Annotated in this window: 20 protein-coding genes and 1 other RNA gene; 9 read left to right on the top strand and 12 right to left on the bottom strand. The window is 71.1% G+C overall.

What is annotated here, in order from left to right; translation table 11 throughout:
- Window positions 1-71 precede the first annotated feature (71 nt).
- The 4 genes from ACXJKD_RS00385 to ACXJKD_RS00400 are packed head-to-tail and all read left to right on the top strand — an operon-like array spanning window position 72 to window position 3,092.
- Window positions 72-1,082, top strand: coding sequence for a lysylphosphatidylglycerol synthase transmembrane domain-containing protein (locus tag ACXJKD_RS00385; protein WP_457252349.1), 1,011 nt, complete (start codon window positions 72-74; stop codon window positions 1,080-1,082).
- Window positions 1,075-1,794, top strand: a complete 720-nt coding sequence (locus ACXJKD_RS00390) for a RibD family protein (protein WP_457252350.1) — start codon at window positions 1,075-1,077, stop codon at window positions 1,792-1,794. The genes ACXJKD_RS00385 and ACXJKD_RS00390 overlap by 8 nt, the downstream gene beginning before the upstream one ends.
- Entirely contained in the window at window positions 1,781-2,434 is a 654-nt protein-coding gene (locus ACXJKD_RS00395) for a GTP cyclohydrolase II (RefSeq protein WP_457252351.1), read from the top strand. Before ACXJKD_RS00390 ends, ACXJKD_RS00395 begins: the two co-directional genes overlap by 14 nt.
- 34 nt (window positions 2,435-2,468) lie before the next feature.
- Window positions 2,469-3,092, top strand: coding sequence for a hypothetical protein (locus ACXJKD_RS00400; protein ID WP_457252352.1), 624 nt, complete (start codon window positions 2,469-2,471; stop codon window positions 3,090-3,092).
- 7 nt (window positions 3,093-3,099) lie between these two features.
- Here the strand turns inward: ACXJKD_RS00400 and ACXJKD_RS00405 are convergent, their stop codons facing one another.
- A complete protein-coding gene (locus tag ACXJKD_RS00405) occupies window positions 3,100-3,924 on the bottom strand; it encodes a phosphatase PAP2 family protein (protein WP_457252353.1) in 825 nt (274 codons plus the stop codon).
- A 163-nt stretch (window positions 3,925-4,087) separates the two neighbouring features.
- Window positions 4,088-4,454: a transfer-messenger RNA gene (ssrA, locus tag ACXJKD_RS00410) on the bottom strand.
- Window positions 4,455-4,688: 234 nt separating this feature from the next.
- On the opposite strand from ssrA, the gene ACXJKD_RS00415 reads away from it, so the two are divergent.
- Window positions 4,689-5,330 (top strand): fasciclin domain-containing protein, encoded by a 642-nt coding sequence (locus ACXJKD_RS00415; RefSeq protein ID WP_457252354.1) that lies wholly within the window; start codon window positions 4,689-4,691, stop codon window positions 5,328-5,330.
- A gap of 122 nt (window positions 5,331-5,452) precedes the next feature.
- On the opposite strand, the gene ACXJKD_RS00420 is transcribed toward ACXJKD_RS00415, so the two are convergent.
- Both ACXJKD_RS00420 and ACXJKD_RS00425 read right to left on the bottom strand, forming a co-directional pair.
- A complete protein-coding gene (locus ACXJKD_RS00420; RefSeq protein WP_457252355.1) occupies window positions 5,453-6,190 on the bottom strand; it encodes a CAP domain-containing protein in 738 nt (245 codons plus the stop codon).
- A 62-nt stretch (window positions 6,191-6,252) separates the two neighbouring features.
- Window positions 6,253-6,636, bottom strand: a complete 384-nt coding sequence (locus tag ACXJKD_RS00425) for a winged helix-turn-helix transcriptional regulator (RefSeq protein WP_457252356.1) — start codon at window positions 6,634-6,636, stop codon at window positions 6,253-6,255.
- An 89-nt stretch (window positions 6,637-6,725) separates the two neighbouring features.
- On the opposite strand from ACXJKD_RS00425, the gene ACXJKD_RS00430 reads away from it, so the two are divergent.
- The 3 genes from ACXJKD_RS00430 to ACXJKD_RS00440 all read left to right on the top strand — a co-directional run bounded on the left by ACXJKD_RS00430 (window position 6,726) and on the right by ACXJKD_RS00440 (window position 11,247).
- Complete coding sequence (locus ACXJKD_RS00430; protein ID WP_457252357.1) at window positions 6,726-7,355, top strand: NAD(P)-dependent oxidoreductase; 630 nt, start codon at window positions 6,726-6,728, stop codon at window positions 7,353-7,355.
- 158 nt (window positions 7,356-7,513) lie between these two features.
- On the top strand, window positions 7,514-10,891 hold the full coding sequence (locus tag ACXJKD_RS00435; RefSeq protein ID WP_457252358.1) for a pyruvate carboxylase: 3,378 nt from the start codon (window positions 7,514-7,516) through the stop codon (window positions 10,889-10,891).
- A 182-nt stretch (window positions 10,892-11,073) separates the two neighbouring features.
- Window positions 11,074-11,247: a CsbD family protein gene (locus ACXJKD_RS00440; RefSeq protein WP_457252359.1), complete on the top strand. Its 174-nt coding sequence runs from the start codon at window positions 11,074-11,076 to the stop codon at window positions 11,245-11,247.
- A 111-nt stretch (window positions 11,248-11,358) separates the two neighbouring features.
- Here the strand turns inward: ACXJKD_RS00440 and ACXJKD_RS00445 are convergent, their stop codons facing one another.
- The 8 genes from ACXJKD_RS00445 to ACXJKD_RS00480 form a co-directional block, all read right to left on the bottom strand.
- On the bottom strand, window positions 11,359-13,281 hold the full coding sequence (locus tag ACXJKD_RS00445; RefSeq protein WP_457252360.1) for a DUF2207 domain-containing protein: 1,923 nt from the start codon (window positions 13,279-13,281) through the stop codon (window positions 11,359-11,361).
- Window positions 13,282-13,285: 4 nt separating this feature from the next.
- Window positions 13,286-13,771, bottom strand: a complete 486-nt coding sequence (smpB, locus tag ACXJKD_RS00450; RefSeq protein WP_200961977.1) for an SsrA-binding protein SmpB — start codon at window positions 13,769-13,771, stop codon at window positions 13,286-13,288.
- 165 nt (window positions 13,772-13,936) lie between these two features.
- A complete protein-coding gene (locus tag ACXJKD_RS00455; RefSeq protein ID WP_457252361.1) occupies window positions 13,937-15,301 on the bottom strand; it encodes a peptidoglycan DD-metalloendopeptidase family protein in 1,365 nt (454 codons plus the stop codon).
- A 198-nt stretch (window positions 15,302-15,499) separates the two neighbouring features.
- Window positions 15,500-16,405, bottom strand: coding sequence for a permease-like cell division protein FtsX (gene ftsX, locus ACXJKD_RS00460; protein ID WP_457252362.1), 906 nt, complete (start codon window positions 16,403-16,405; stop codon window positions 15,500-15,502).
- Between the two features lie 83 nt (window positions 16,406-16,488).
- The gene (gene ftsE / locus ACXJKD_RS00465; protein WP_457252363.1) at window positions 16,489-17,178 is read right to left on the bottom strand and encodes a cell division ATP-binding protein FtsE; all 690 of its coding nucleotides are present in this window, start codon (window positions 17,176-17,178) and stop codon (window positions 16,489-16,491) included.
- Between the two features lie 157 nt (window positions 17,179-17,335).
- A complete protein-coding gene (gene prfB, locus ACXJKD_RS00470) occupies window positions 17,336-18,451 on the bottom strand; it encodes a peptide chain release factor 2 (protein WP_457252364.1) in 1,116 nt (371 codons plus the stop codon).
- Window positions 18,452-18,565: 114 nt separating this feature from the next.
- Complete coding sequence (locus ACXJKD_RS00475) at window positions 18,566-19,972, bottom strand: GntP family permease (RefSeq protein WP_457252365.1); 1,407 nt, start codon at window positions 19,970-19,972, stop codon at window positions 18,566-18,568.
- Window positions 19,969-20,559, bottom strand: a complete 591-nt coding sequence (locus ACXJKD_RS00480) for a gluconokinase (protein ID WP_457252366.1) — start codon at window positions 20,557-20,559, stop codon at window positions 19,969-19,971. The genes ACXJKD_RS00475 and ACXJKD_RS00480 overlap by 4 nt, the downstream gene beginning before the upstream one ends.
- 149 nt (window positions 20,560-20,708) lie before the next feature.
- Here ACXJKD_RS00480 and ACXJKD_RS00485 point away from each other — a divergent pair, with 149 nt between their 5' ends.
- A complete protein-coding gene (locus ACXJKD_RS00485) occupies window positions 20,709-21,449 on the top strand; it encodes a FadR/GntR family transcriptional regulator (RefSeq protein WP_457252367.1) in 741 nt (246 codons plus the stop codon).
- Window positions 21,450-21,609: the final 160 nt, after the last annotated feature.

The raw sequence follows: 21,609 nt of genomic DNA on the forward strand, positions 1-21,609 counted from the left end.
GCAGCCACGCGGCATACGTAGGTCTGGGTGCAGGGCCACACCGAACTCCACCTGATCTCGAGGGGCGCGCCATGACGCTGACCGAACGCTCCGGCGACCCGGCGCGCGCCGCGGACGGGCTGGCGACGACGGCGCGCCGACTGGCCCGCTCCCCACTGGCGCGACGGCTCGGCGGCGGGGCCGTCCTCGGCTTCCTGGTGTGGCGGCTGGGGGTCGAGCAGTCAGTGCGCGCGGTCGGCGCCATCGACGCACGGGCGCTGGCTGCGGCGCTCGTCCTCACCGCCCTGACCACCTTCTGCTGTGCCTGGCGGTGGAGCCTCGTGGCCGCCGCCCTCGGTGCGCAGGTCCCGCTTCGAACGGCGGTGGCCGCGTGCTACCGCTCGCAGTTCCTCAACACGGCAACCCCGGGTGGCGTCCTCGGCGACGTGCACCGGGGTGTGCGCCACGGTCGCCGCACGGGCAGTGCCGCGAGGGGCCTCAGGTCCGTGCTCATGGAGCGGTCCGCCGGTCAGGTGGTGCAGGCCGGCATGGCCCTCGTGGCCCTGTCGGTGCTGCCCTCGCCGGTGCGGTCCTCCGTCGCCTGGGCGTGGGCGGCCGTCGTCGTCATCGCCCTCTGCGTGGGCCTCGCAGGACGGTCGGGTCGGCGGCGCGGCCGGGACGGGCTCGGGTCCGCGTGGATGGGCGAAGTCCGCCGCGGTGTGCTCGCCCGTCGCACCGGGCCGCTCGTTGCCCTCGCGTCGGCGCTGGCCGTCGCGGGTCACGTGCTCACCTTCCTCGTGGCGGCACGCACGGCCGGGTCGACCGCCTCGGCGACCCGGCTCGTGCCCTTGGCGTTCGTCGTGCTCATCGCGATGGGGATCCCGGTGAACATCGCCGGGTGGGGTCCGCGGGAGGGAGTTGCGGCGTGGGTCTTCGGAGCTGCGGGACTGGGCGCAGGAGCCGGCCTGTCCACGGCCGTCGTGTACGGCGTGCTCGTCCTCGTCGCGAGCCTTCCCGGTGCGGCCGTGCTGGTGGTGGCCCGCGGGCGAGCGCGGCCACGTCCGGCTGTCGGTCGCGTCGCCGAGGAGGTCGCCCGTGGCTGACCGTCCCTACACCCTGCTCAGCTGCAGCATGTCGATGGACGGATACCTCGACAGCGCCACACCCGGCCGGCTGGAGCTCTCCAACGCGGCCGACTTCGACCGGGTCGACGCCGAGCGGGCCCGGTGCGACGCGATCCTCGTCGGGGCCGCCACGATCCGCAATGACAACCCCCGCCTGCTGGTCCGCTCAGCAGAGCGGCGAGCGGACCGCGTCGCCAGGGGCTGCCCGCCGTCACCGGTGAAGGTCACCGTGACGAACGGTGCCGACCTGGACCCCGGGGCCGAGTTCTTCGCCCCTGGCGAGGTCGAGAAGCTGGTCTACTGCCACACGAGCGCGGTGGACGACGCCCGTGCCCGCCTCGACGGTGCGGCGACCGTCGTCGACGCCGGCGACCCCGTGACGCTGCGCTGGGTCGGTGAGGACCTGGCGCGGCGGGGGGTGGGGCGGCTCATGGTGGAAGGCGGTGGTTCGGTACTCACGCAGCTGCTCAGCGAGGACCTCGCCGACGAGCTCCAGCTCGCGGTCGCGCCCCTGTTCGTGGGCGACTCCCGCGCCCGCCGGTTCGTCGGCGACGCCCAGTTTCCTTGGTCGCCCGGCCGTCGGGCAGACCTCGTGGAGGTGCGCCACATCGGCGACGTGGCGCTGCTGCGCTACGCCCTCTCACCGCGCTTCGACCAGCGCCGGACGGGTGGACGCCATGGGTCTTCGTGACGCCACGATCCGTGCGCAGGTGAGCATCCCCCTCACCCTCGCCGACGGCCTCCACACGACCGCGCGGGCCTTCACCTTCACCGGCCTGCACGACGGTCGCGAGCACCTCGCCCTCGGGCTGGGTGGCTGGGCGCATCGGCCGGTGGCCGAGTCCACGCTCGAGCGGCCTCCACTCACCCGGGTGCACAGCGAGTGCCTCACCGGTGACGTCCTGGGCAGCCGACGCTGCGACTGCGGCCCCCAGCTCGACGAGGCCCTCCACCGCCTGGCCGAGGAGGGCGGGCTGTTGCTCTACCTCCGGCAGGAGGGACGCGACATCGGCCTCTACGCCAAGCTCGACGCCTACGTCCTCCAGGACGAGGGGCTCGACACCTTCGAGGCGAACCTCGCCCTCGGTTACGAGGAGGACGCGCGCGACTACACCGCCGCCGCCCAGATGCTCAGGGCGCTCGGCGTGACCCGGGTGGCGCTGCTGACCAACAACGCCGACAAGGTCGCCCAGCTCGAAGGGCTCGGGGTCGACGTGGTCGAGAGGGTGCCGACTGCCGTGCACCGGTCCGATGCCAACGGTCGCTACCTCGCGACCAAGCTGCTCAGGCAGCCCGCGCCGCCCGCGCCGCCCGACCTGCTGCACGGGTGAACCACGCGGGCAGGGGCGCTGGCAGACTGCACCCATGACGTCGTGGTCCATCCAGGCCTTGGGATGGGCAGGCTCCGCCCTGCTCATCTTCTCCCTCCTCCAGCAGCGCGTGCTGCGCTTCCGGATCCTCAACCTGACGGCGAGCTGCACGCTCATCGTGTTCAACGCGTTGCTGCACGTGTGGCCGATGGTCGCCATGAACACCGTCACCGCGGGCATCAACATCTGGATGATCACCAAGCTGCTGCGTGAGCGGGGCGACGAGTCGGTCTACGAGGTCGTCGCGGTCGGACCGGACGAGTCGTACCTCCAGCACTTCCTCAAGGTGCAGGGTGCCGACATCCGCAAGTACTTCCCGCAGTTCGACGCCGGGGCCCTGGGCGCGGGCCGCAGCGCGTACCTCGTCGAGCGCGGCAACGAGACGGTCGGCGCCGTCGTCGTCCGCGACGCCGGGGACGGCGTGGCCCAGGTGGAGCTCGACTACGTGACGCCGCGCTTCCGCGACTTCTCCCCCGGCGAGTTCGTCTATCGGAGCAGCGGACTGTTCCGCGGCAAGGGGATCCGCCAGATCGTCACGCCCCCGGGCATGGTCAACCCCTACTACGCCCGGCTGGGATTCCGGGAGGAAGGCGACCACTGGGTCGCCGACCTCGCCTGACCCGACCTCAGCCGACCGGCGCCGGCTCGACGCTCTCCCGCGGCGCCACGCGGCGCACCGTCAGGAACAACCGGTGCGCCGTGACCACCGCAGCCGCCCACCCGAGCCCGAGCGCCCAACCCGCCACCACGTCGGTCAGCCAGTGGTGCCCGAGGAAGACGCGGGACAGTCCCATCGTCAGGACGAAGACCGCCCCGACGGCGACCGCGGTGGTGCGCGCCCACGCCGAGTCGAGCCGTCGCAGCAGCAGGTAGACGAGGACCGCGGTGAGGACCGTCGCGTTGAGGGTGTGGCCGCTCGGGAAGCTCGGTGAGGTCTCGTAGGGCGGCACGGCCTGTGCCAAGGGCGGACGGGCCCGCCCGATCAGCGCCTTGCCGGTCGTCGTCATGGCCAGCGAGCCCGCGGCCGCGATCAGCACGAGCACCAGCGGGGTGCGCGAGCGCCACCGCCAGACCATCAGGAGCGTCAGCACGGTGGCCACGATCGGCATCCCCACCGGGCCACCGACGTCGGTGTACAGCGTGACCGCGTGGGCCAGCCCGGGCGACCGCCAGGCGATGGCCTGGTCGAGGACGGGCTGGTCCAGCCCCGCGATGCCGTCGGCCTCGGTGACCGCGTCGTAGACCTCGGCCGCCACCGCGGTGAGTGCGACCGCGACGGCTCCCCCGACCAGGGCCGTCACGACGAGGACGAGGTGCGCGGCGCTCCACCGTGCGAGGTCGACCGCGTGCCCGACGACCCAGTCCGCGAGGCGACGACCCGCCGGGGTGCGCCAGTCGGTCAGGTCGCGGGAGCCGATCCGCTCCTCGGCGGGGGTGTCGTCGCGCAGCATGAGCCCATCCTCGCAAAGCCGGCCCGGCGGCATACCCACTGGCCTGCGGCGATGCCAGTATGCCGCGGGGTCGGCGACCGCGCGTGACCGCGCCCCGGGCACCACGAGAGCCCGGTCGCGAACGACCGGGCTCCGGGGCTGAACTGACGGGTGAACACCGCGGTGGTGGAGGTGGCGGGAATTGAACCCGCGTCCACTGACGGGAATCCAGGACTTCTCCGGGTGCAGTGCGCTGTGGATTTTCTCGGCCCCAGTGCTCGCACGCACACGTCCACTGACAGGCCCAGTCGAGTAAGAGTCCCGCGCAGTCCCCCGACATGACTGCGCAGCAAGTTCTCTAGCTGACGCCAGACACTGAGTCGAGAACTAGCTCAGGCTGACGGACTTCGGAGCTCGCTCAGGCGGCGAGGGCGAAGTCGGTGCGCTTGGAATCGGCACCTATTGGTTTGCCAGGATCGTTAACGAGATAACCGGGCATCCTCGACCCGCTTCCCCTGAAATGCCGACCAATGTCGAAACCGATCACCCCCGTGCTCCTGCGAGTGCAGGGGTGTTCACACGTCCACTGTTCAGTTGGTGCTGCTCTCACAGCCTACCGTCCAACGCCGACGGGCCCGCACGCATTTCCCGGCCAGCCTTGTCCAAGGTTTGTCCAATCCAGGCCCCCGGTGGTGCCGAATCCCCGGCGCAGGGTCCGGAGGTGCGGCCAGCGGTGACCGTGCGTCCGGGACCACCACACCGCAGTGGATTTCTGGAGGACAAGCATGTTCGCTCGACGCTTCATGACAGCGGTGGCGGCCCTCGGCCTCGCCGGCACGGCCGCCCTGGCCGGAGCACCATCCGCCTCGGCACACGGGTGGGACCATTCCGCCACGGGCACACGCAGCCTGGCCGCGCTGCTCGCCCGGGACGGATCCGGCTTCGACCGCAACTGGAACGACTTCGACATCGTCGACAACGCGGTCACGGCAGTACTGACTGCCAAGCCGGGCTCGGCCGTCGGGGTCCTGGCCGACGGGACGGTCGCCCTCACGGCGTTCCTGCCCACCGACCGGGCCTTCCGCCACCTCGCGTCCGACCTCACCGGCAAGCACTACAGCTCGGAGACAGCGGTCTTCGCCGACGTCGCCTCCCTGGGCATCGACACCGTCGAGGCGGTGCTGCTCTACCACGTCGTCCCCGGGGCGACGGTCACCTACCGCCAGGCGCTGGCTGCCGACGGCGCGACCCTCACCACGGCGTCCGGTGGCACCGTCCAGGTCGACGTGGTCGGCCGGTGCGTCGTCACGCTCGTGGACGCCGACCCCAGCGACCGCAACCCCTTGGTCGTGCGGGCCAACCTCAACAAGGGCAACGCCCAGATCGCCCACGGCATCTCCGAGGTGCTGCGACCGCTCGACCTCTGAGCGGAGCAACCGACCGGGTCGCGGGCGTACAGCGGGCACCCGCGGCTCGGTCAACCGCGGCTCGGTCAACCGCGGCTCGGTCAACCACGGCTCGGTCAACCACGCGGCTCAGGCAACCGCCGTCAGCCCCCGAAGTCCTGGGTCCAGTAGTGGCCGTACGAACCGCCGGTGGCATGGCCGACCCCGAGGGCCGTGAACGAGCAGTTGAGGATGTTCGCCCGGTGTCCGGAGCTGGCCATCCACGACTTCATCACGGCAGACGCGGTGGTATGCCCCGCGGCGATGTTCTCGCCGATCGTGCTGCCCCGGTAGCCCGCCGCCCGGATGCGGTCGGCGAAGGTGCGCCCGTCCTTGCTGGTGTGGGAGAAGTAGTCCTTTGCGGCCATGTCGGCGCTGTGTCGCTGCGCGGCGCTCTGGAGCGCGGAGTTCGCCCGGACCGCACCGCAGCCCGCCTTCGACCGCTCGGAGTTCACCAGCGACAGGACCTGCCCCGCGACACCCCCACCGGACGGTGGCTTGGGTGCCGGCTTGGGTGCCGGCTTCGGAGCGGGCTCCGGCGTGGGCGTCGGAGCGGGCTTCGGGGTGGCCCGCGGTGTGCTCGTGGCCGGCTTCGTCCGCGACGCCGACGGACGAGCCGTCCGGGTGGTGGTGGTCGGACGGGTGGTCGTGGTGCTCGTGGTCGGCAGGGCCGTCGAGGTCGTGGCCGCCGAGCTCGTGGTGGACCCGGCCCCGGTCGGACCTCCCGCTCGGTCCGCCCCGTCGGTGCAGCCGGTCAGCGTTGTCAGGGCCAGGGCCACTGCAGCCAGGGCTGCGGCACGGCGGGCGGGGCGATGGGCCAGGCGTCGTGCGATGCCGGTCACGGGGGATCTCCTCGAGCGGGGAGCGTGGGGGCGGCGGCTGCAGGCGCGACCGGTCGCCCAACCTACGCTCCTTGCGCCTCGAAATCGTCCCTGGCGGCCACGATCTGGCCGACGTGGGCCTCGGCCCAGTCCGTGAGCACGGCGATGGGTCCACCCAGCGAGACCCCCAGATCGGTGAGCGCGTAGTCCACCCGCGGTGGCACCTGCGCGAACACCGTCCGGGTGAGCAGCCCGTCGCGCTCCATCGCGCGCAGGGTCTGGGTGAGCACCTTGGGCGCCACCCCACCGACGCGCTGGCGCACTGCGGTGAACCGCAGCGGACCGTCGACGAGGGCGCCGATCACCAGGACCGTCCACTTGTCACCGATCCGGTCGAGCACCACCCGCGTGGGGCAGTCGGGGTCGAAGGCGTCGCCCCGCTCGAAGACTGCACGCTTGGTAACCATGAGGTACTTATAGCACGTTGAAGTGCTCAGTTACCAATAGTTACTGTCGAGCCGACCCAGCAACCCCCAGTCCGATGAAAGGCATCACCATGACGAAGACCCCCCAGCTGAAGATCGCCCTGTTCGGCGCCAGCGGCATGGTCGGCTCCCGGATCGCCGCCGAGGCCGTCGCGCGCGGCCACGCGGTCACCGGCTACACCCGCCGCGGCGGCGAGCTGCCGTCCGGCGTCACGGCCGCCACCGGCGACCTCGCCGACGAGACCACGGTCAAGGAAGCCGCGACGAGCCACGACGTCGTCCTCTCCGCGACCGGCCCGAGCCGGACCGGCGAGAGCCACGAGCCGTGGCTCGACTCCGTCCGGAACCTCGTGGACCACGCCGTCGGGGCCCGGGTGCTCTTCGTGGGTGGCGCCGGCTCGCTGCTCACCCCCGAGGGCACCCGCCTGCTCGACACCCCCGGCTTCCCGCCGGAGTATGCCGCCGAGGCCACCTCGGGCGCAGCCGCCCTGGAGCTCTTCCGGGCGGCTCCGGAGGACCTGGACTGGACCTTCGTGTCGCCGGCCCCGGTGATCGCGCCCGGCGAGCGCACCGGCAGCTACCTCGTCGCCCTGGACTCCCCGGCCGGCGACTCCATCAGCGCCGAGGACTACGCGGTGGCCCTGGTCGACGAGCTCGAGCAGCCGCGCCACCGCGGCGAGCGGTTCACCGTCGCGAACTGACTCCCGCGGCATACCCCTGGGTCGGCCCGTCCGCATCGCGGGCGGGCCGTCTCACTTGTCGGGACCTCACTAGGATCGGGGCACCCTGCCCGTCCCCCGTGCTCCTCGAACTTCGCCGGCTCCCACCACCTCCCGGGTGCCGACCACCTGGAGGTCAAGTGTTCAGCAAGGTCCTCGTCGCGAACCGGGGTGAGATCGCGGTCCGCGCGTTCCGCGCCGCCACCGAGCTCAGCGCCAAGACGGTCGCCGTGTTCCCCTACGAGGACCGCAAGTCCGAGCACGTGCTGAAGGCGGACGAGGCCTACCGCATCGGCGAGCAGGGCCACCCGGTCCGCGCCTACCTCGACCCCGAGGCGATCGTGCGGACGGCCGTCGAGGCCGGGGCCGACGCGATCTACCCCGGCTACGGCTTCCTGTCCGAGAACCCCGACCTCGCCGAGGCCTGCGCCAACGCCGGCGTCACCTTCGTCGGCCCGCCGGCCTCGGTCCTGCACCTCACCGGCAACAAGGCCCGGGCCATTGCGGCGGCCAAGAAGGCGGGGCTCCCCACGCTGGAGAGCGCCGAGCCCAGCACCGACGTCGACACCCTCGTCGCCGCGGCCGAGGAGATCGGCTTCCCGATCTTCGCCAAGGCCGTCGCGGGCGGCGGGGGCCGAGGCATGCGGCGGGTCGAGCGACGCGAGGACCTGCGGGAGGCGCTCGAGGCCTGCATGCGTGAGGCCGAGTCGGCCTTCGGCGACCCGACCGTCTTCCTCGAGCAGGCCGTGGTCAAGCCCCGCCACATCGAGGTGCAGATCCTCGCCGACGGCGAGGGCAACGTCATCCACCTGTTCGAGCGGGACTGCTCGGTCCAGCGGCGCCACCAGAAGGTCGTCGAGATCGCCCCGGCCCCGAACCTCGACCCCGAGCTGCGCGAGCGGATGTGCGCCCACGCCGTCGCCTTCGCCAAGGAGATCGGCTACGTCAACGCGGGCACCGTCGAGTTCCTGCTCTCCCCCGACGGCCGCTACGTCTTCATCGAGATGAACCCGCGCATCCAGGTCGAGCACACCGTGACCGAGGAGATCACCGACGTCGACCTCGTGAGCTCCCAGCTGCGGATCGCCAGCGGCGAGACCCTGGCCGACCTCGGGCTCTCACAGGACACCCTGCAGATCCGCGGCGCCGCCCTCCAGTGCCGCATCACCACCGAGGACCCGGCCAACGAGTTCCGCCCCGACACCGGTCGCATCACCACCTACCGCTCCGCCGGTGGGGCCGGCGTCCGGCTCGACGGTGGCACCGTCTTCGTGGGGGCCGAGATCGGCGCGCACTTCGACTCGATGCTGGTCAAGCTCACCTGCCGCGGCCGTGACTTCCCGACGGCGGTCCGGCGGGCCCGCCGCGCCCTGGCCGAGTTCCGGATCCGCGGGGTCTCGACCAACATCCCCTTCCTCCAGGCCCTGCTCGAGGAGCCCGACTTCCAGGCCGGCCGGCTCTCGACCTCGTTCATCGACGAGCGCCCCGACCTGCGCACCGCGCGGATCCCGGCCGACCGCGGGACCAAGCTGCTCACCTACCTCGCCGACGTCACCGTCAACCAACCGCACGGTCCGGGCCGCACGCGGGTCTCGCCGCGCGCCAAGCTGCCGGCCATCGACCGGTCGACTCCCCCGCCCCCCGGCGCGCGCGACCGGCTGCTCCGCCTCGGCCCACAGGGCTTCGCGGAGGAGCTGCGGGCGCAGGAGGCGGTCGCCGTCACCGAGACCACCTTCCGCGACGCCCACCAGTCGCTGCTGGCCACCCGGGTGCGCACCCGCGACCTCATGCACGTGGCCCCGCATGTCGCCCGGCTCACGCCCCAGCTGTGGTCGGTCGAGGCCTGGGGCGGGGCGACCTACGACGTCGCGCTGCGGTTCCTCGCGGAGGACCCCTGGGACCGGCTCGCGGCCCTGCGCGAGGCGATGCCCAACCTCCCGCTCCAGATGCTCCTGCGCGGACGCAACACGGTGGGCTACACGCCCTACCCGACCGAGGTCACCGACGCCTTCGTCACCGAGGCGGCCAGCACCGGCATCGACATCTTCCGCATCTTCGACGCCCTCAACGACGTCGACCAGATGCGCCCGGCGATCGAGGCGGTGCGGGCCACGGGCACGGCCGTCGCGGAGGTCGCGCTCTGCTACACCGGCGACCTCACCAGCCCCGACGAGAAGCTCTACACCCTCGACTACTACCTCCACCTGGCCGAGCAGATCGCCGAGGCCGGGGCGCACGTCATCGCCATCAAGGACATGGCCGGGCTGCTGCGCGCCCCCGCGGCCCGCACCCTCGTCACGGCCCTGCGCGAGCGGTTCGACCAGCCGGTCCACCTGCACACCCACGACACCGCCGGTGGCCAGCTGGCCACCCTGCTGGCCGCCATCGAGGCGGGGGTCGACGCCGTCGACGTCGCGAGCGCCGCGATGGCGGGCACCACGTCCCAGCCACCCATGTCGAGCCTCGTCGCGGCCACCGACGGCACCCCCCGCGCCACGGGGCTGGACCTCAGGGCGGTCAACGACCTCGAGCCCTACTGGGAGGCCGTGCGGCAGCTCTACTTCCCGTTCGAGTCCGGCCTGCCCTCCCCCACCGGTCGCGTCTACACACACGAGATCCCCGGCGGCCAGCTCTCCAACCTGCGCCAGCAGGCCATCGCGCTGGGTCTCGGCGACCACTTCGAGGAGGTCGAGGACATGTATGCCGCGGCCAACCGCATCCTCGGCAACATCGTCAAGGTGACACCCAGCAGCAAGGTCGTGGGTGACCTCGCGCTGGCCCTGGTCGGAGCCAAGGCCGACCCGGCCGACTTCGAGGCCAACCCGACGAAGTACGACATCCCCGACTCCGTGATCGGCTTCCTCTCGGGCGAGCTCGGTGACCCGCCCGGCGGCTGGCCCGAGCCGTTCCGCACCAAGGCCCTCGAGGGGCGCACCCCCAAGCCGCGCGTCACCGAGCTCGGCGACGACGACCGGGCTGCCCTCCAGGCCGACCCCCGGCACACCCTCAACCGGCTGCTCTTCCCCGGTCCGACGACCGAGTTCGAGAAGTCGCGGGACGCCTACTCCGACCTGGCCGTCCTCGGCACCCGGGAGTTCCTGCACGGGCTCGAGGTCGGGTTCGAGCACGAGATCGACCTCGAGCCCGGCAAGCGCCTGCTGCTCGGCCTCCAGTCGGTGTCGGACGCCGACGACCGCGGCATGCGCACCGTGATGTTCACGATGGGCGGCCAGCTGCGCCCGGTGCAGGTGCGCGACGAGCGGATCGCGGTGGACGTCAAGGCCGCCGAGAAGGCCGACCCGTCGGCCAAGGGCCAGGTCGCGGCACCGTTCGCCGGGGTCGTCAGCCTTGCGGTCGAGGAGGGCGCCACCGTCGAGGCCGGCGCCGTGGTGGCCACCATCGAGGCGATGAAGATGGAGGCCAACATCACCGCTCCCGTCGCCGGGTCGGTGCAGCGGCTGGCCATCGGCACGCAGCAGCAGGTCGAGGGCGGCGACCTCATCCTCGTTCTCGGGTAGCTCAGCCTCGGACAGCTCAGCCTCGGACAGCTCAGCCTCGGGTGGGCCGGATTCACGATTCACCGGACCCCTGACCTGCGGAAATGTCGTTTTCGGGTTACGGTCGAAGGGCAGGCGGTCAAGAAGCGGCTGCTGTCGCGAAGCACGACTCATCCGTTCGCATCCGACAGAGGAGGCCCCACATGGGACTGAATGACAAGCTCGACAACGCCAAGGACAAGGCCACCGGCGAGGCCAAGGAGGCCACCGGCAAGGTGACCGACAACGAGCGCCTCGAGGCCGAGGGCAAGGCCGACCAGACCGAGGCCGACCTCAAGCAGGCCGGCGAGAAGGTCAAGGACGCGTTCAAGAACTGAGCCCAGCCACAGGTATGCCGCGTGCGGACGTCCGCACGCGGCATACCTGTGCCTGGGGCCGGCATACCTGTGCCTGGGGCCGGCGTCCCGGTAGCGCCGGCGCCGGCGCGGCTACCAGGAACCGCCCGAGCTGCCACCCCCGCCGCCCCCGGAAAAGCCACCGCCTCCGGAGAAGCCCGACCCGCCGGAGCTGCCGGGCGTGCTCGTGAAGGTGCCCCCCGCGGTCGTCGCGAACGAGTCCATGTCGCGGGCGACCCCGTCGTAGTCGAACGCACCCGAGCCGACGTACCAGAGCGGCGGGGTGAGCGAGTGTCCTGCAGCGGCCGCGGACTCTGCGACCTGGCGGAAGGTGCCGGCCCACTGCGAGGCCACGCCGAAGACGATCGCATAGGGGAGGTAGCGGCTGAAGATGTCCTGCGCCTCCTCCCACTTGATCTGGGATGCCTCGGCCGTCACGAGGTACTTCTTGAAGCCCTCGGACTGGGCCGTGACCGCGCTGCCCTCGGCGGTCCGGGCGGCCATCCGCTGCCCGAGGATGCCGACGATGGCACCGGCCACCACCAGGCCCCCGAGCAGGATGAATGCCGGCGGGATGGGCAGGCCGGCGCCGGCCCCGAGGTCGGACAGCGGGCCGCCCAGCCAGACGAAACCGAAGAACGAGCCGACGACCAGGACGGCGGCGAGCCCCGTCCAGGTCGTCCGCTGCGCCTCGGGCGAGCGGCGGAACCAGCCCCGTCGCACGACCTCGTCGTACATCAGCTCCTCGACCCGGTCCAGCGTCGGCTTGAAGTGGTTCTTGAGGCTGGACAGGGTGCGCGTGGGGCCGTTCTCGAAGAGCCCCACGAGGAGCGCCTCCTCGTAGGGCAGCAGCGCGGTGCGGGACTGCTCGGCCGTGGGGGTGGTGCGGGTCAGCCGCCAGTCCTTCCCCTGGAGGAAGCCACCCTCCTCCTCGGCGATGGTGAGGTGTCCACGGGCGGCGAGGTCGATGATCGTGGCGGAGACGTCGATCGTGTTGGCGGTCTCGTCGATGACCGTGCCCACGAGTCCCGGCTGCACGCCGTCCGGCGGGGTGAACCGCACCGCGATCGGACCCCTGCGACCCTGGACGACCTGGCCGTCCTCACCCACGACCGGGCTGAGCCCGGGCGTGAGCCCGGCGTACTGCTCGTCGCGGCCACGGGTGTAGACGAGCACGCCCATCAGAGCGGCAGCCAGCAGCGGGATCGTGACTCCCGCTCCCGCCGCCAGGGCGCCGAGTGCCTTGGACGTGGTCGAGGTGACGATCTGGCCGTCGTCCGACACCTGCCCCTCGTGGAGCACGGGGTCGAGCGAGCCGAACCCGTCGATCGGCAGCGACGCCAGGATGGAGACACCCTGGCCGGCCCCCGCCTTGGGCGCGCTGAACTGGGCGCTGGCGCCCGGCGTGGCAGTGCAGCGCTGCGTCGAGCCGAACTCCCCGATGAAGCACTCGGCCCGGTCGCTGGCCCCCGGTCCGGTTACGGTGGCGCTGACGTCCTCGTAGACGTTGTCGTCGGAGGCGTCGACCAGGTTGTAGTAGACCTCCGCGTGGTCGGTGAAGCCGTTGACGTAGGCGTCCAGGTGGTAGCGCACCACGTAGGTCTGCGTGCCGCTCACCGTCTCGTCGGCCCGGCCCACCCGGATGCGCATCGCCGAGCCGTCGGTGGCGTCGGTCACCGACACGTCGGCCGGCGCCCCCGAGGGCGAAGTGGCCGATACGTGGGACAGCGGGTACTCGCGATAGGTGTCGGCGCGGTCCTGGTAGCCGACCCGCACCGTGACGAAGCGCTCGATGCCGTGCCGGTCCTCGCCCTGCGGAAAGTGCCACGTGATGTTCTCGACGACGTCGAGCGAGCCGTCCTGGTTGGCGGTGATGTCGACGTGGAACCGGGTGGCCAGGTCGTCCGGCGCGGCGGCGACGGCACTCGAGGCGCCGAGGACGAGCGCTGCGGAGGCGAACAACAGCGCGAGCCCGGCCCCCGCGGCATACCGTCGTCCGCCCCCGCGCACGCGCATGGCCCTAGCGTCCCTCGCCCGAGGCCCGCCGGGCCTGGCTGAGTGCGCGCTGCGTGTCACGGGTGTCCTGGCGCTCGCGCAGCGCGTGCCGCTTGTCGTACTGCTTCTTGCCCTTGGCGATGGCGATCTCGACCTTCGCCCGGCCGTCCTTGAAGTAGAGCTGGAGCGGGACGATGGTGTGCCCGCTCTCGGTCGACTTCTTCATGATCTTGGCCAGCTCCGCACGGTGCAGGAGCAGCTTGCGGCGGCGCCGCGGGGTGTGGTTGGTCCAGTTGCCGTTGACGTACTCGGGGATGTGCACGCCCTCGAGCCACAGCTCGTCGCCGCGCCACGTGGCGTAGCCGTCGATGAGCGAGGCGCGCCCCATCCGCAGCGACTTGACCTCGGTGCCCATCAGGACGAGCCCGGCCTCGAAGGTGTCCTCGATGAGGTAGTCGTGGCGCGCCTTCTTGTTGCTCGCCACCACCTTGCGACCTTGTTCCTTGGCCACTGCCCGTCCACGCCCTCGTCTTGGTTGTCTCAGCGGTCATCGCTGGGTCGCCGTCCGGGTCGACAGCCGACCCGGCGAGGCAACGCTACCTGCAGGACCGGGTATGCCGGCCAGTCGGTTTCCGCGCGGCGCGCCGGACGACCCGGGAGCCGACGACTGCAGACCTCAGAGCCAGCGCCGCGGGTCCCTCGGGATGCCGTCCTCATAGGTCTCGAAGTGCAGGTGGCAGCCGGTCGACGAGCCCGTGGTCCCCACGTAGCCGATGATCTCGCCGCGGGAGACGTTGCCGCCACCCACGGCGTACCGCTCCATGTGGTTGTAGGTGGTCACGAGGTCGACCCCACGGACGATGCCGTGGTCGATCATGATCCGGTTGCCGTAGCCGCCGCCCCAGCCGCGGGAGATGATGTGGCCGGACGCAGCCGCCCTGATCGGGGTGCCGCAGTTGGCCGCGAAGTCGCGCCCGGCGTGCAGGCGCCAGTAGTGCAGGATCGGGTGGTAGCGCATGCCGAACTCGGAGGAGATCCAGCCCTCGGAGGGACGCGACAGGTAGCCGCCGGAGGACGAGACCGGCGGCGGCACCGGCCTGTGGTGCTTGCGCAGCCACGCGGCGCGACGGGCCGCCGCAAGCTTCGCGGCCTTGGCCCGGGCGACGAGGACGCGTTGCAGCCGCGCCTGCTCCTTCTGCGCTGCGTCGAGCTTGGTCTTCTCGGCCTTCTTCTGGGCCTCGAGCGCGTTCGACTGGGCGGTCTGCTGGGCGGCGAGGGCGTCGAGCCTGGCCTTCGCTGCCGCCGCGGCGGCGCGGGCCTTCTGCGCCTTGGCCAGCGCGGCCTCGGCCTGCTTCTTGGCCGCCTCGACCTGCACCTTGAGCGCCTTGATGTGCGCTTCCTGGGCGGTCGCGGCCGCACGGGCGGTGGCCAGCCGGGTGAGCGACTGGTTCTGCACGTCCATCACGGTGTCGTTCATCGCGATGCGGTTGGCGAAGTCGTCGGGCGTGGTCGCGCTCAGGGCCACGGACAGCTGGCCCATGCCCTGGTCCTGGTAGAGCTGTGCCGCGAACCGGGCCACGCGGGTGCGGGTCGCGGCCAGCTGCGCGCGGGTGGCCGCCAGCTCGTCGACCGCGCGGGCCTCGTTGGCGCGGGCGACGTCGAGCCGCACCGCCATCTCGTCGTTGTAGGCGTCGGCCCTGGACACGGCGGCGGTGGCCTGGTCGAGGGCGGCCTGGGCCCCCGGCAGCGCGGCCTGCGTGCGGCGCAGCGCGATGTAGGCGTTCCTCAGGCTGGCCGAGGTGTCCTCGAGCTCGTCCTTGAGGGACTCGATCTCCTTGTCGACCTGCTTCTTCGCCTTGCCCGGGTCGCCGGCGCCCGGCGCGGTCCCGACCGTGGACCCGAGGACCGGCGCGGCGGCCAGCGACGGGGTCGCGACCCCCACCGAGCAGGCGACGGCCAGCCCGAGGGCGAGCAGGCGGACGCGGCGAGACCCGCGTCCGACACGGTGGTGGGCGCGAGAAGGCGGGGGGATTGCGCTCATAGGCCTCATTGGTAACACACACCACACCCGTATCCGGGGATTGGCGCCTGTGAAATGGCCGATCTGCCCAGTCTCCCGATCCCCCAAGCAACCTTTGCTAGCAAAGGTTGCTTGGTCGAGGACAGGTTGCAGCCTGTCCACGAACCAGTTTCCTGTGCCAGCAAGGTTTCGTGGAACTAGGGGTGCGCGGGGCAGCGGTCAGACGCGCAGGTAGCGGCGCAGCGTGGCCCAGGAGGTGAGCACCGAGACCACGAGCATGAAACCGACCAGCCACGGCGCCACGAACCAGATGTCGTGGGCACCGACGAGCGGGGCGTCCTGCAGCACCGCGGAGACGCGTGGGATCAGCGAGTCCGCCGTCACCCACAGGCCGGCGATGGCCAGACCGGTGCCGGTCAGGGCGGCCAGGACCGTCTCCATGACGAAGGGCAGCCGGATGGTGAAGTTCGAGGCACCGACGAGCTTCATGATCCCGGTCTCGCGTCGTCTGCTGAACGCGGCCTGGCGGATCGTCGTGGCCATCAGCAGGATCGAGCAGAGCACCATCAGCCCGGCGAGGAACAGCGAACCGATGGTGACGACGTTCATCACCTTGAACAGCTTGTCGAGGGTCTTCTGCTGGTCCTGGACCCGACCGACCCCCGGGGCGCCGTCGAAGGCGCTCACCACGACCTCGTACTTCTTGGGGTCGGACAGCTGGACGCGGAAGTTCTGCGGGATGTCGCCGACCTGCAGGTAGTCCGACAGCGGCGAGTTGCGGTACTGCTGCTTGAACCGGTCGAAGGCCTGCTGCTCGGACTCGTAGTAGACGTTCTTGACCAGCGGCTTCATCTCGTCGAGCTGGGAGCGCAGGGCGTCGCGCTGCTCGTCGGTGACCGCCTTGCCGTCACAGTTGACGTCGAGCGAGTCCTTGCCGCACATGAAGATCGAGACCTGGATGCGGTCGTACCAGTAGCCCTTGAGGGTGTCGACCTGTCCCTGGGCGAGGAAGCCGATGCCCATGAGGTAGACCGACACCATCGTCACCAGCATCACCGAGATGGCGATGGACAGGTTGCGGCGCAAGCCGATCCAGATCTCGCTGAGCATGAACTGCAGTCGCATGGGGGTGGGTCTCCAGTGGGTTCTGTTCGGGGCGCTGCCGGCCGTGCGTGCAGGGACAGGTCGGGGTGGGCGGTCGGCGGCGGTCAGCTGCCGCTGCCGTAGACGCCCTTGTTCTCGTCGCGGATGATGTGGCCGTTGCGCAGCTCGACGACGCGCTTGCGCAGCTGGTCGACGATGTCGTCGTCGTGGGTGGCCATCACGATCGTCGTGCCGGTGCGGTTGATCCGGTCGAGCAGCCGCACGATGTCGAGGCTGGTGGTCGGGTCGAGGTTGCCGGTCGGTTCGTCGCACAGCAGGATCGGCGGCTTGTTGACGAACGCGCGCGCGATGGCGACGCGCTGCTGCTCGCCACCGGAGAGCTCGTGCGGGAGGCGCTTCTCCTTGCCCTCCAGGCCGACCATCTCCAGGGTCTCGGGGACGACCTGGCGGATCGCGTGGCCCGAGCGACCCAGGACCTGGAGCGCGAACGCGACGTTCTGGTAGACGTTCTTGTTGGGCAGCAGGCGGAAGTCCTGGAACACCGTGCCGATCTCGCGGCGCAGGCGCGGCACCTTGCGGGCCGGGAGGCTCCCGACCTCCTGACCCGCGACCAGGACGGTCCCCTGCGTGACGCCCTCCTCCTTGAGGACCAGGCGCAGCAGGGTGGACTTGCCCGAACCGGAGGCGCCCACCACGAAGACGAACTCACCGCGCTCGACCTCGAGGTTGATGTCGCTCAGCGCCGGTCGGGTCGACCGGGGATAGACCTTGCTGACGTTCTCGAAACGGATCATGCGCGCTGGGTGAGCCTCACGGGGAGATACGGGCGGAACGGGACGGAAACGGCATCCGTGCGCCAGCAGCGCACGACCACCCGAGGATAGGTCGCCAACCTTGGTATGCCGCGCAGCCCCACCTCCTCGGCGTTGCGGCTACCGGCCCGCCTCCCCGTCAGCCGTCCAGCTTCTGCTGCTCCTTGCGCCACCGGACGCCGGCCTCGATGAAGCCGTCGATGTCGCCGTCGAAGACGGCCGAGGGGTTGCCCACCTCGTACTCGGTGCGCAGGTCCTTGACCATCTGGTAGGGCTGGAGGACGTAGGACCGCATCTGGTCGCCCCACGACGCCTTGACGTCTCCGGCCATCTCCTTGCGCTCGGCGGCCTCCTCGGCCTGGCGCTGGAGCAGCAGCCGGGACTGCAGCACACGGAGCGCGGCCGCCCGGTTCTGGATCTGCGACTTCTCGTTCTGCATGGAGACGACGATGCCGGTGGGGATGTGCGTCATCCGGACCGCGGAGTCGGTGGTGTTGACGCTCTGGCCGCCGGGACCGCTGGAGCGGAAGACGTCGACCTTGATCTCGTTCTCGGGGATCTCGATCGAGTCGGTCTGCTCGATCAGCGGGATGACCTCGACCGCCGCGAAGCTGGTCTGCCGCCGCCCCTGGTTGTCGAACGGGCTGATCCGCACGAGGCGGTGCGTGCCGGCCTCGACCGAGAGGTTGCCGAACGCGTAGGGCACGTTGATCTCGAAGGTGGCGGACTTGAGCCCGGCCTCCTCCGCGTAGGAGGTGTCCATGACCTGGGCCGGGTAGTTGTGCCGCTCGGCCCAGCGCAGGTACATCCGCATCAGCATCTCGGCGAAGTCGGCGGCGTCGACGCCACCGGCGCCGGCGCGGATCGTGATGACCGCGGCCCGCTCGTCGTACTCCCCCGACAGCAGGGTGCGGACCTCGAGCTCGCCGACCGCCTTCTGGAGGGACACGAGCTCCTTCTCGGCCTCGACCATCGTCTCGGCGTCGCCACCGTCCTCCGTGCCCATCTCGACGAGGGTCTCGAGGTCGTCGATCCGCTGGTCCATGCCGGTGACGCGCTCGTACTCGGAGTTCGCGCGGGAGAGGGCGGAGGTGACCTGCTGGGCGGCGTCCGGGTCGTCCCACAGGTCGGGGGCCGACGCCTTGGCCTCGAGCTCGGTGATCTGGGCCTGGACGGAGGCCAGGTCGGTCACCTCACGCACCGAGTCCATGGTGTTGCGGAGGTTCTTGATCTCTTGCTGGAAGTCAACGGCCACGAGACCCAACTCTATGGCACCTCGCGCACGCCCCCGACCTCCGTGGGCCGGGCGGGGACATGGGTATGCCGCGTGGCCCGGGCCACGCGGCATACCCACCTCACCTGCTGGGCGTCAGACGACGAGGCCGAGGATGAGGACGAAGACCAGGCCGGAGACGGAGAGCAGGGTCTCCATGAGGGACCAGGACTTGATGGTCTGGCCGACCGAGAGGCCGAAGTACTCCTTGACCAGCCAGAAGCCGGCGTCGTTGACGTGGGAGAAGAACACCGAGCCGGCGCCGATCGCGAGGACCAGCAGGGACACCTCGGAGGTGCTCATGCCGGCGGCGAGGGGCGCGAGGATGCCGGACGCCGTGACCGTCGCGACGGTGGCGGACCCGGTGGCGAGGCGGATCAGGACGGCCACGACCCAGGCGAGCAGGAGGATGCTCACGCCGCTGCCCTGCACCCAGTCGGCGACGAGCTGCCCGATGCCGGTGTCGACCAGCGTCTGCTTGAACCCGCCACCGGCGGCGACGATGAGCAGGATGCCGGCGATGGGCGGCAGCGACTTCTCGAGCGAGGAGGCCAGCTCCTTGGTGCCCATGCCGGCGCCGCGGCCGAGGGTGAACATGCCCACGATGACGGCGATGAGCAGCGCGATGATCGGCGTGCCGAGGAAGTCGAGCACCGTGCGGACCGCGTTGCCCTCCTCGGCGAAGATGTCGGCGAGCGCCTTGCCCATCATGAGGACCACGGGGGTCAGGACGGCGAACAGCGTCACCGCGAAGGTGGGGCGCTGCACCCGGGCCTCGTGGTCCTCCCCCGTGCCGAAGAACTCCGGGGCCGGGACGTCGACCCAGCGACCGGCGAACCGGGCGAAGAGCGGACCGGCGATCGCGATGGTGGGCAGGGCGACGAGCACGCCGAAGGCGAGGGTGATGCCGAGGTTGGCCTTGAGCGCGTCGATCGCCACCAGCGGACCGGGGTGTGGCGGGACCAGGCCGTGCATGGCGGACAGACCGGCCAGGGCGGGGATGCCGACCTTGACGATGGACAGCTGGGAGCGTCGGGCCACCAGGAAGATGACCGGCATCAGCAGGACGAGGCCGATCTCGAAGAACATCGGCAGGCCGATCAGGGCGCCGACGCCGGCCATCGCCCACGGGAGGGTGCGCGGCGAGGAACGGCCGACGATGGTGTCGACGATCTCGTCGGCGCCACCGGAGTCGGCCAGCAGCTTGCCGAACATCGCGCCGAGCGCGATCAGGGTGCCGACCCCGGCCGCGGTGGAGCCGAAGCCCTTGGTGAAGCTGTCGATGGTGTCGGACATCGCGACGCCGGCCACCGCCCCCACCGTCAGCGAGCCGAGGGTCAGGCCGAGGAACGGGTGGAGCTTGAAGCGGGTGATGAGTACGACGATCACGGCGATGCCGAGCAGCGCCGCCGGGATCAGCCGGGCCGCCGGGATGTCCGGGACCTCGGCCGCGTCGGCCGCGGTCAGGAGGGGGTGCAACAGGGAGAGGACGTCGCTGGTCATGCGGGGTCACGCCTTTCGAGGGGGTGGCTGGCCGGGGAGGTGAGGCCGGAGGGGGAGGTGAGGCCGGAGGGGGCGGTGAGGATGGCGAGGGACTCGTCGACGAGCGTGTCGACCGGCTGGGCCACGTCGAGGGTGGCGCCGAGCTCGTCGGGCTGGAGCACCTCGAGCGTCGCGAACTGCGAGTCGATGAGGGCGGCCGGCATGAAGTGACCGGGCCGGCCGGCGACCCGCGCCGCGAGGACGTCGCGGTCGCCGTGCAGGTGCAGGTAGACGGCCTGGGGAGCCGCCGCGCTGAGCACGTCCCGGTAGGCGCGCTTGAGGGCGGAGCAGCTGGCGACACCGCCCGTCGCACTGTGTTCACGCAGCCACGCGGCGATGGCCTCGAGCCAGGGCCCGCGGTCGTCGTCGTCGAGCGGGATCCCCGCGGACATCTTGGCGATGTTGGCCTCGGGGTGGAAGTCGTCGGCGTCCGCGAAGGGGACGCGCAGCCGCTGGGCGAGGGCCGCGCCGACGGTCGTCTTGCCTGACCCGGACACCCCCATCATCACGACAAGGGGCGGTGCGGGGTGTTCCGGTGCTTCAGGCATGGGCTGACTCCTGTGTCGGCTCGGGCTCGTCATCGAGGACCTGTCGACCAGAGTGACCCATCAGAACGGCTTTATCAAGACTTTGAGACAAATAAATAGTATTTAAATTCCTACCCACGAGTTCGCGGCATGTCTGGCACGCTGGACCCATGACCGACTCCGTGGACGCCTCCCCCACCGGTCATGAGCCGGGTCTGCACGCCGGCGTCCTCGACCGGCTGGGCCAGGAGATCGTGTCGGGGACCCTGCCCGTCGACTCGGTGGTCCGGATCGACCAGCTCGACGAGCGGTTCGGGGTCTCCCGGTCGGTCGTCCGCGAGGCCGTGCGGGTGCTGTCCTCGATGGGGCTGGTCGAGACGCGGCGCCGGCTCGGCGTGCGGGTGCTCCCGTCCGTGCAGTGGAACGTGTTCGACCCCCGGGTGATCCGCTGGCGCCTGGACGGGCCCGACCGGGAGGACCAGCTGGTCTCCCTCGGTGAGCTGCGCCGCGGCTTCGAACCGGTGGCCGCCGAGCTGGCCGCCGACCGCGCCACGCCCGACCAGTGCGGGGCGATGGCGGCGGCGGTCATGCAGATGACCGTGCACGCGAAGTCGGGCGACCTGGTCGCCTACCTCGAGGCCGACAAGGACTTCCACCGCACCATGCTCGAGGCCTCGGGCAACGAGATGCTGGCGGCCCTCTCCACCGTGGTGGCCGAGGTGCTCGCCGGGCGCACCCACCACGACCTGATGCCACGGACGCCCAACCCCGCGGCCATCCGCCTGCACGGCGATGTCGCGCAGGCGATCGGTTCGGGCGACGGCTTGGCCGCGAGCGCCGCCATGGCGGCGATCATCGACGAGGCGAGCGCCGCCGTGCGCGAGACCAAGGGATCGGGCCACCGCAGCTAGGGGACGGCCCACTCCCCTCCCCTCACAGGTCGCAGGTGTTGACGAGGTCCCCGGCCGCAAGCGGTCGGGAAGGCGGCATACAGGCCGGACCGGACGACATCCTCTCGTGACTAACTCGTACTTGACTACCTTGTACTCTACCTAGGGGCTAGGTAGAGTA

Source organism: Pedococcus sp. P5_B7, assembly GCF_054049895.1.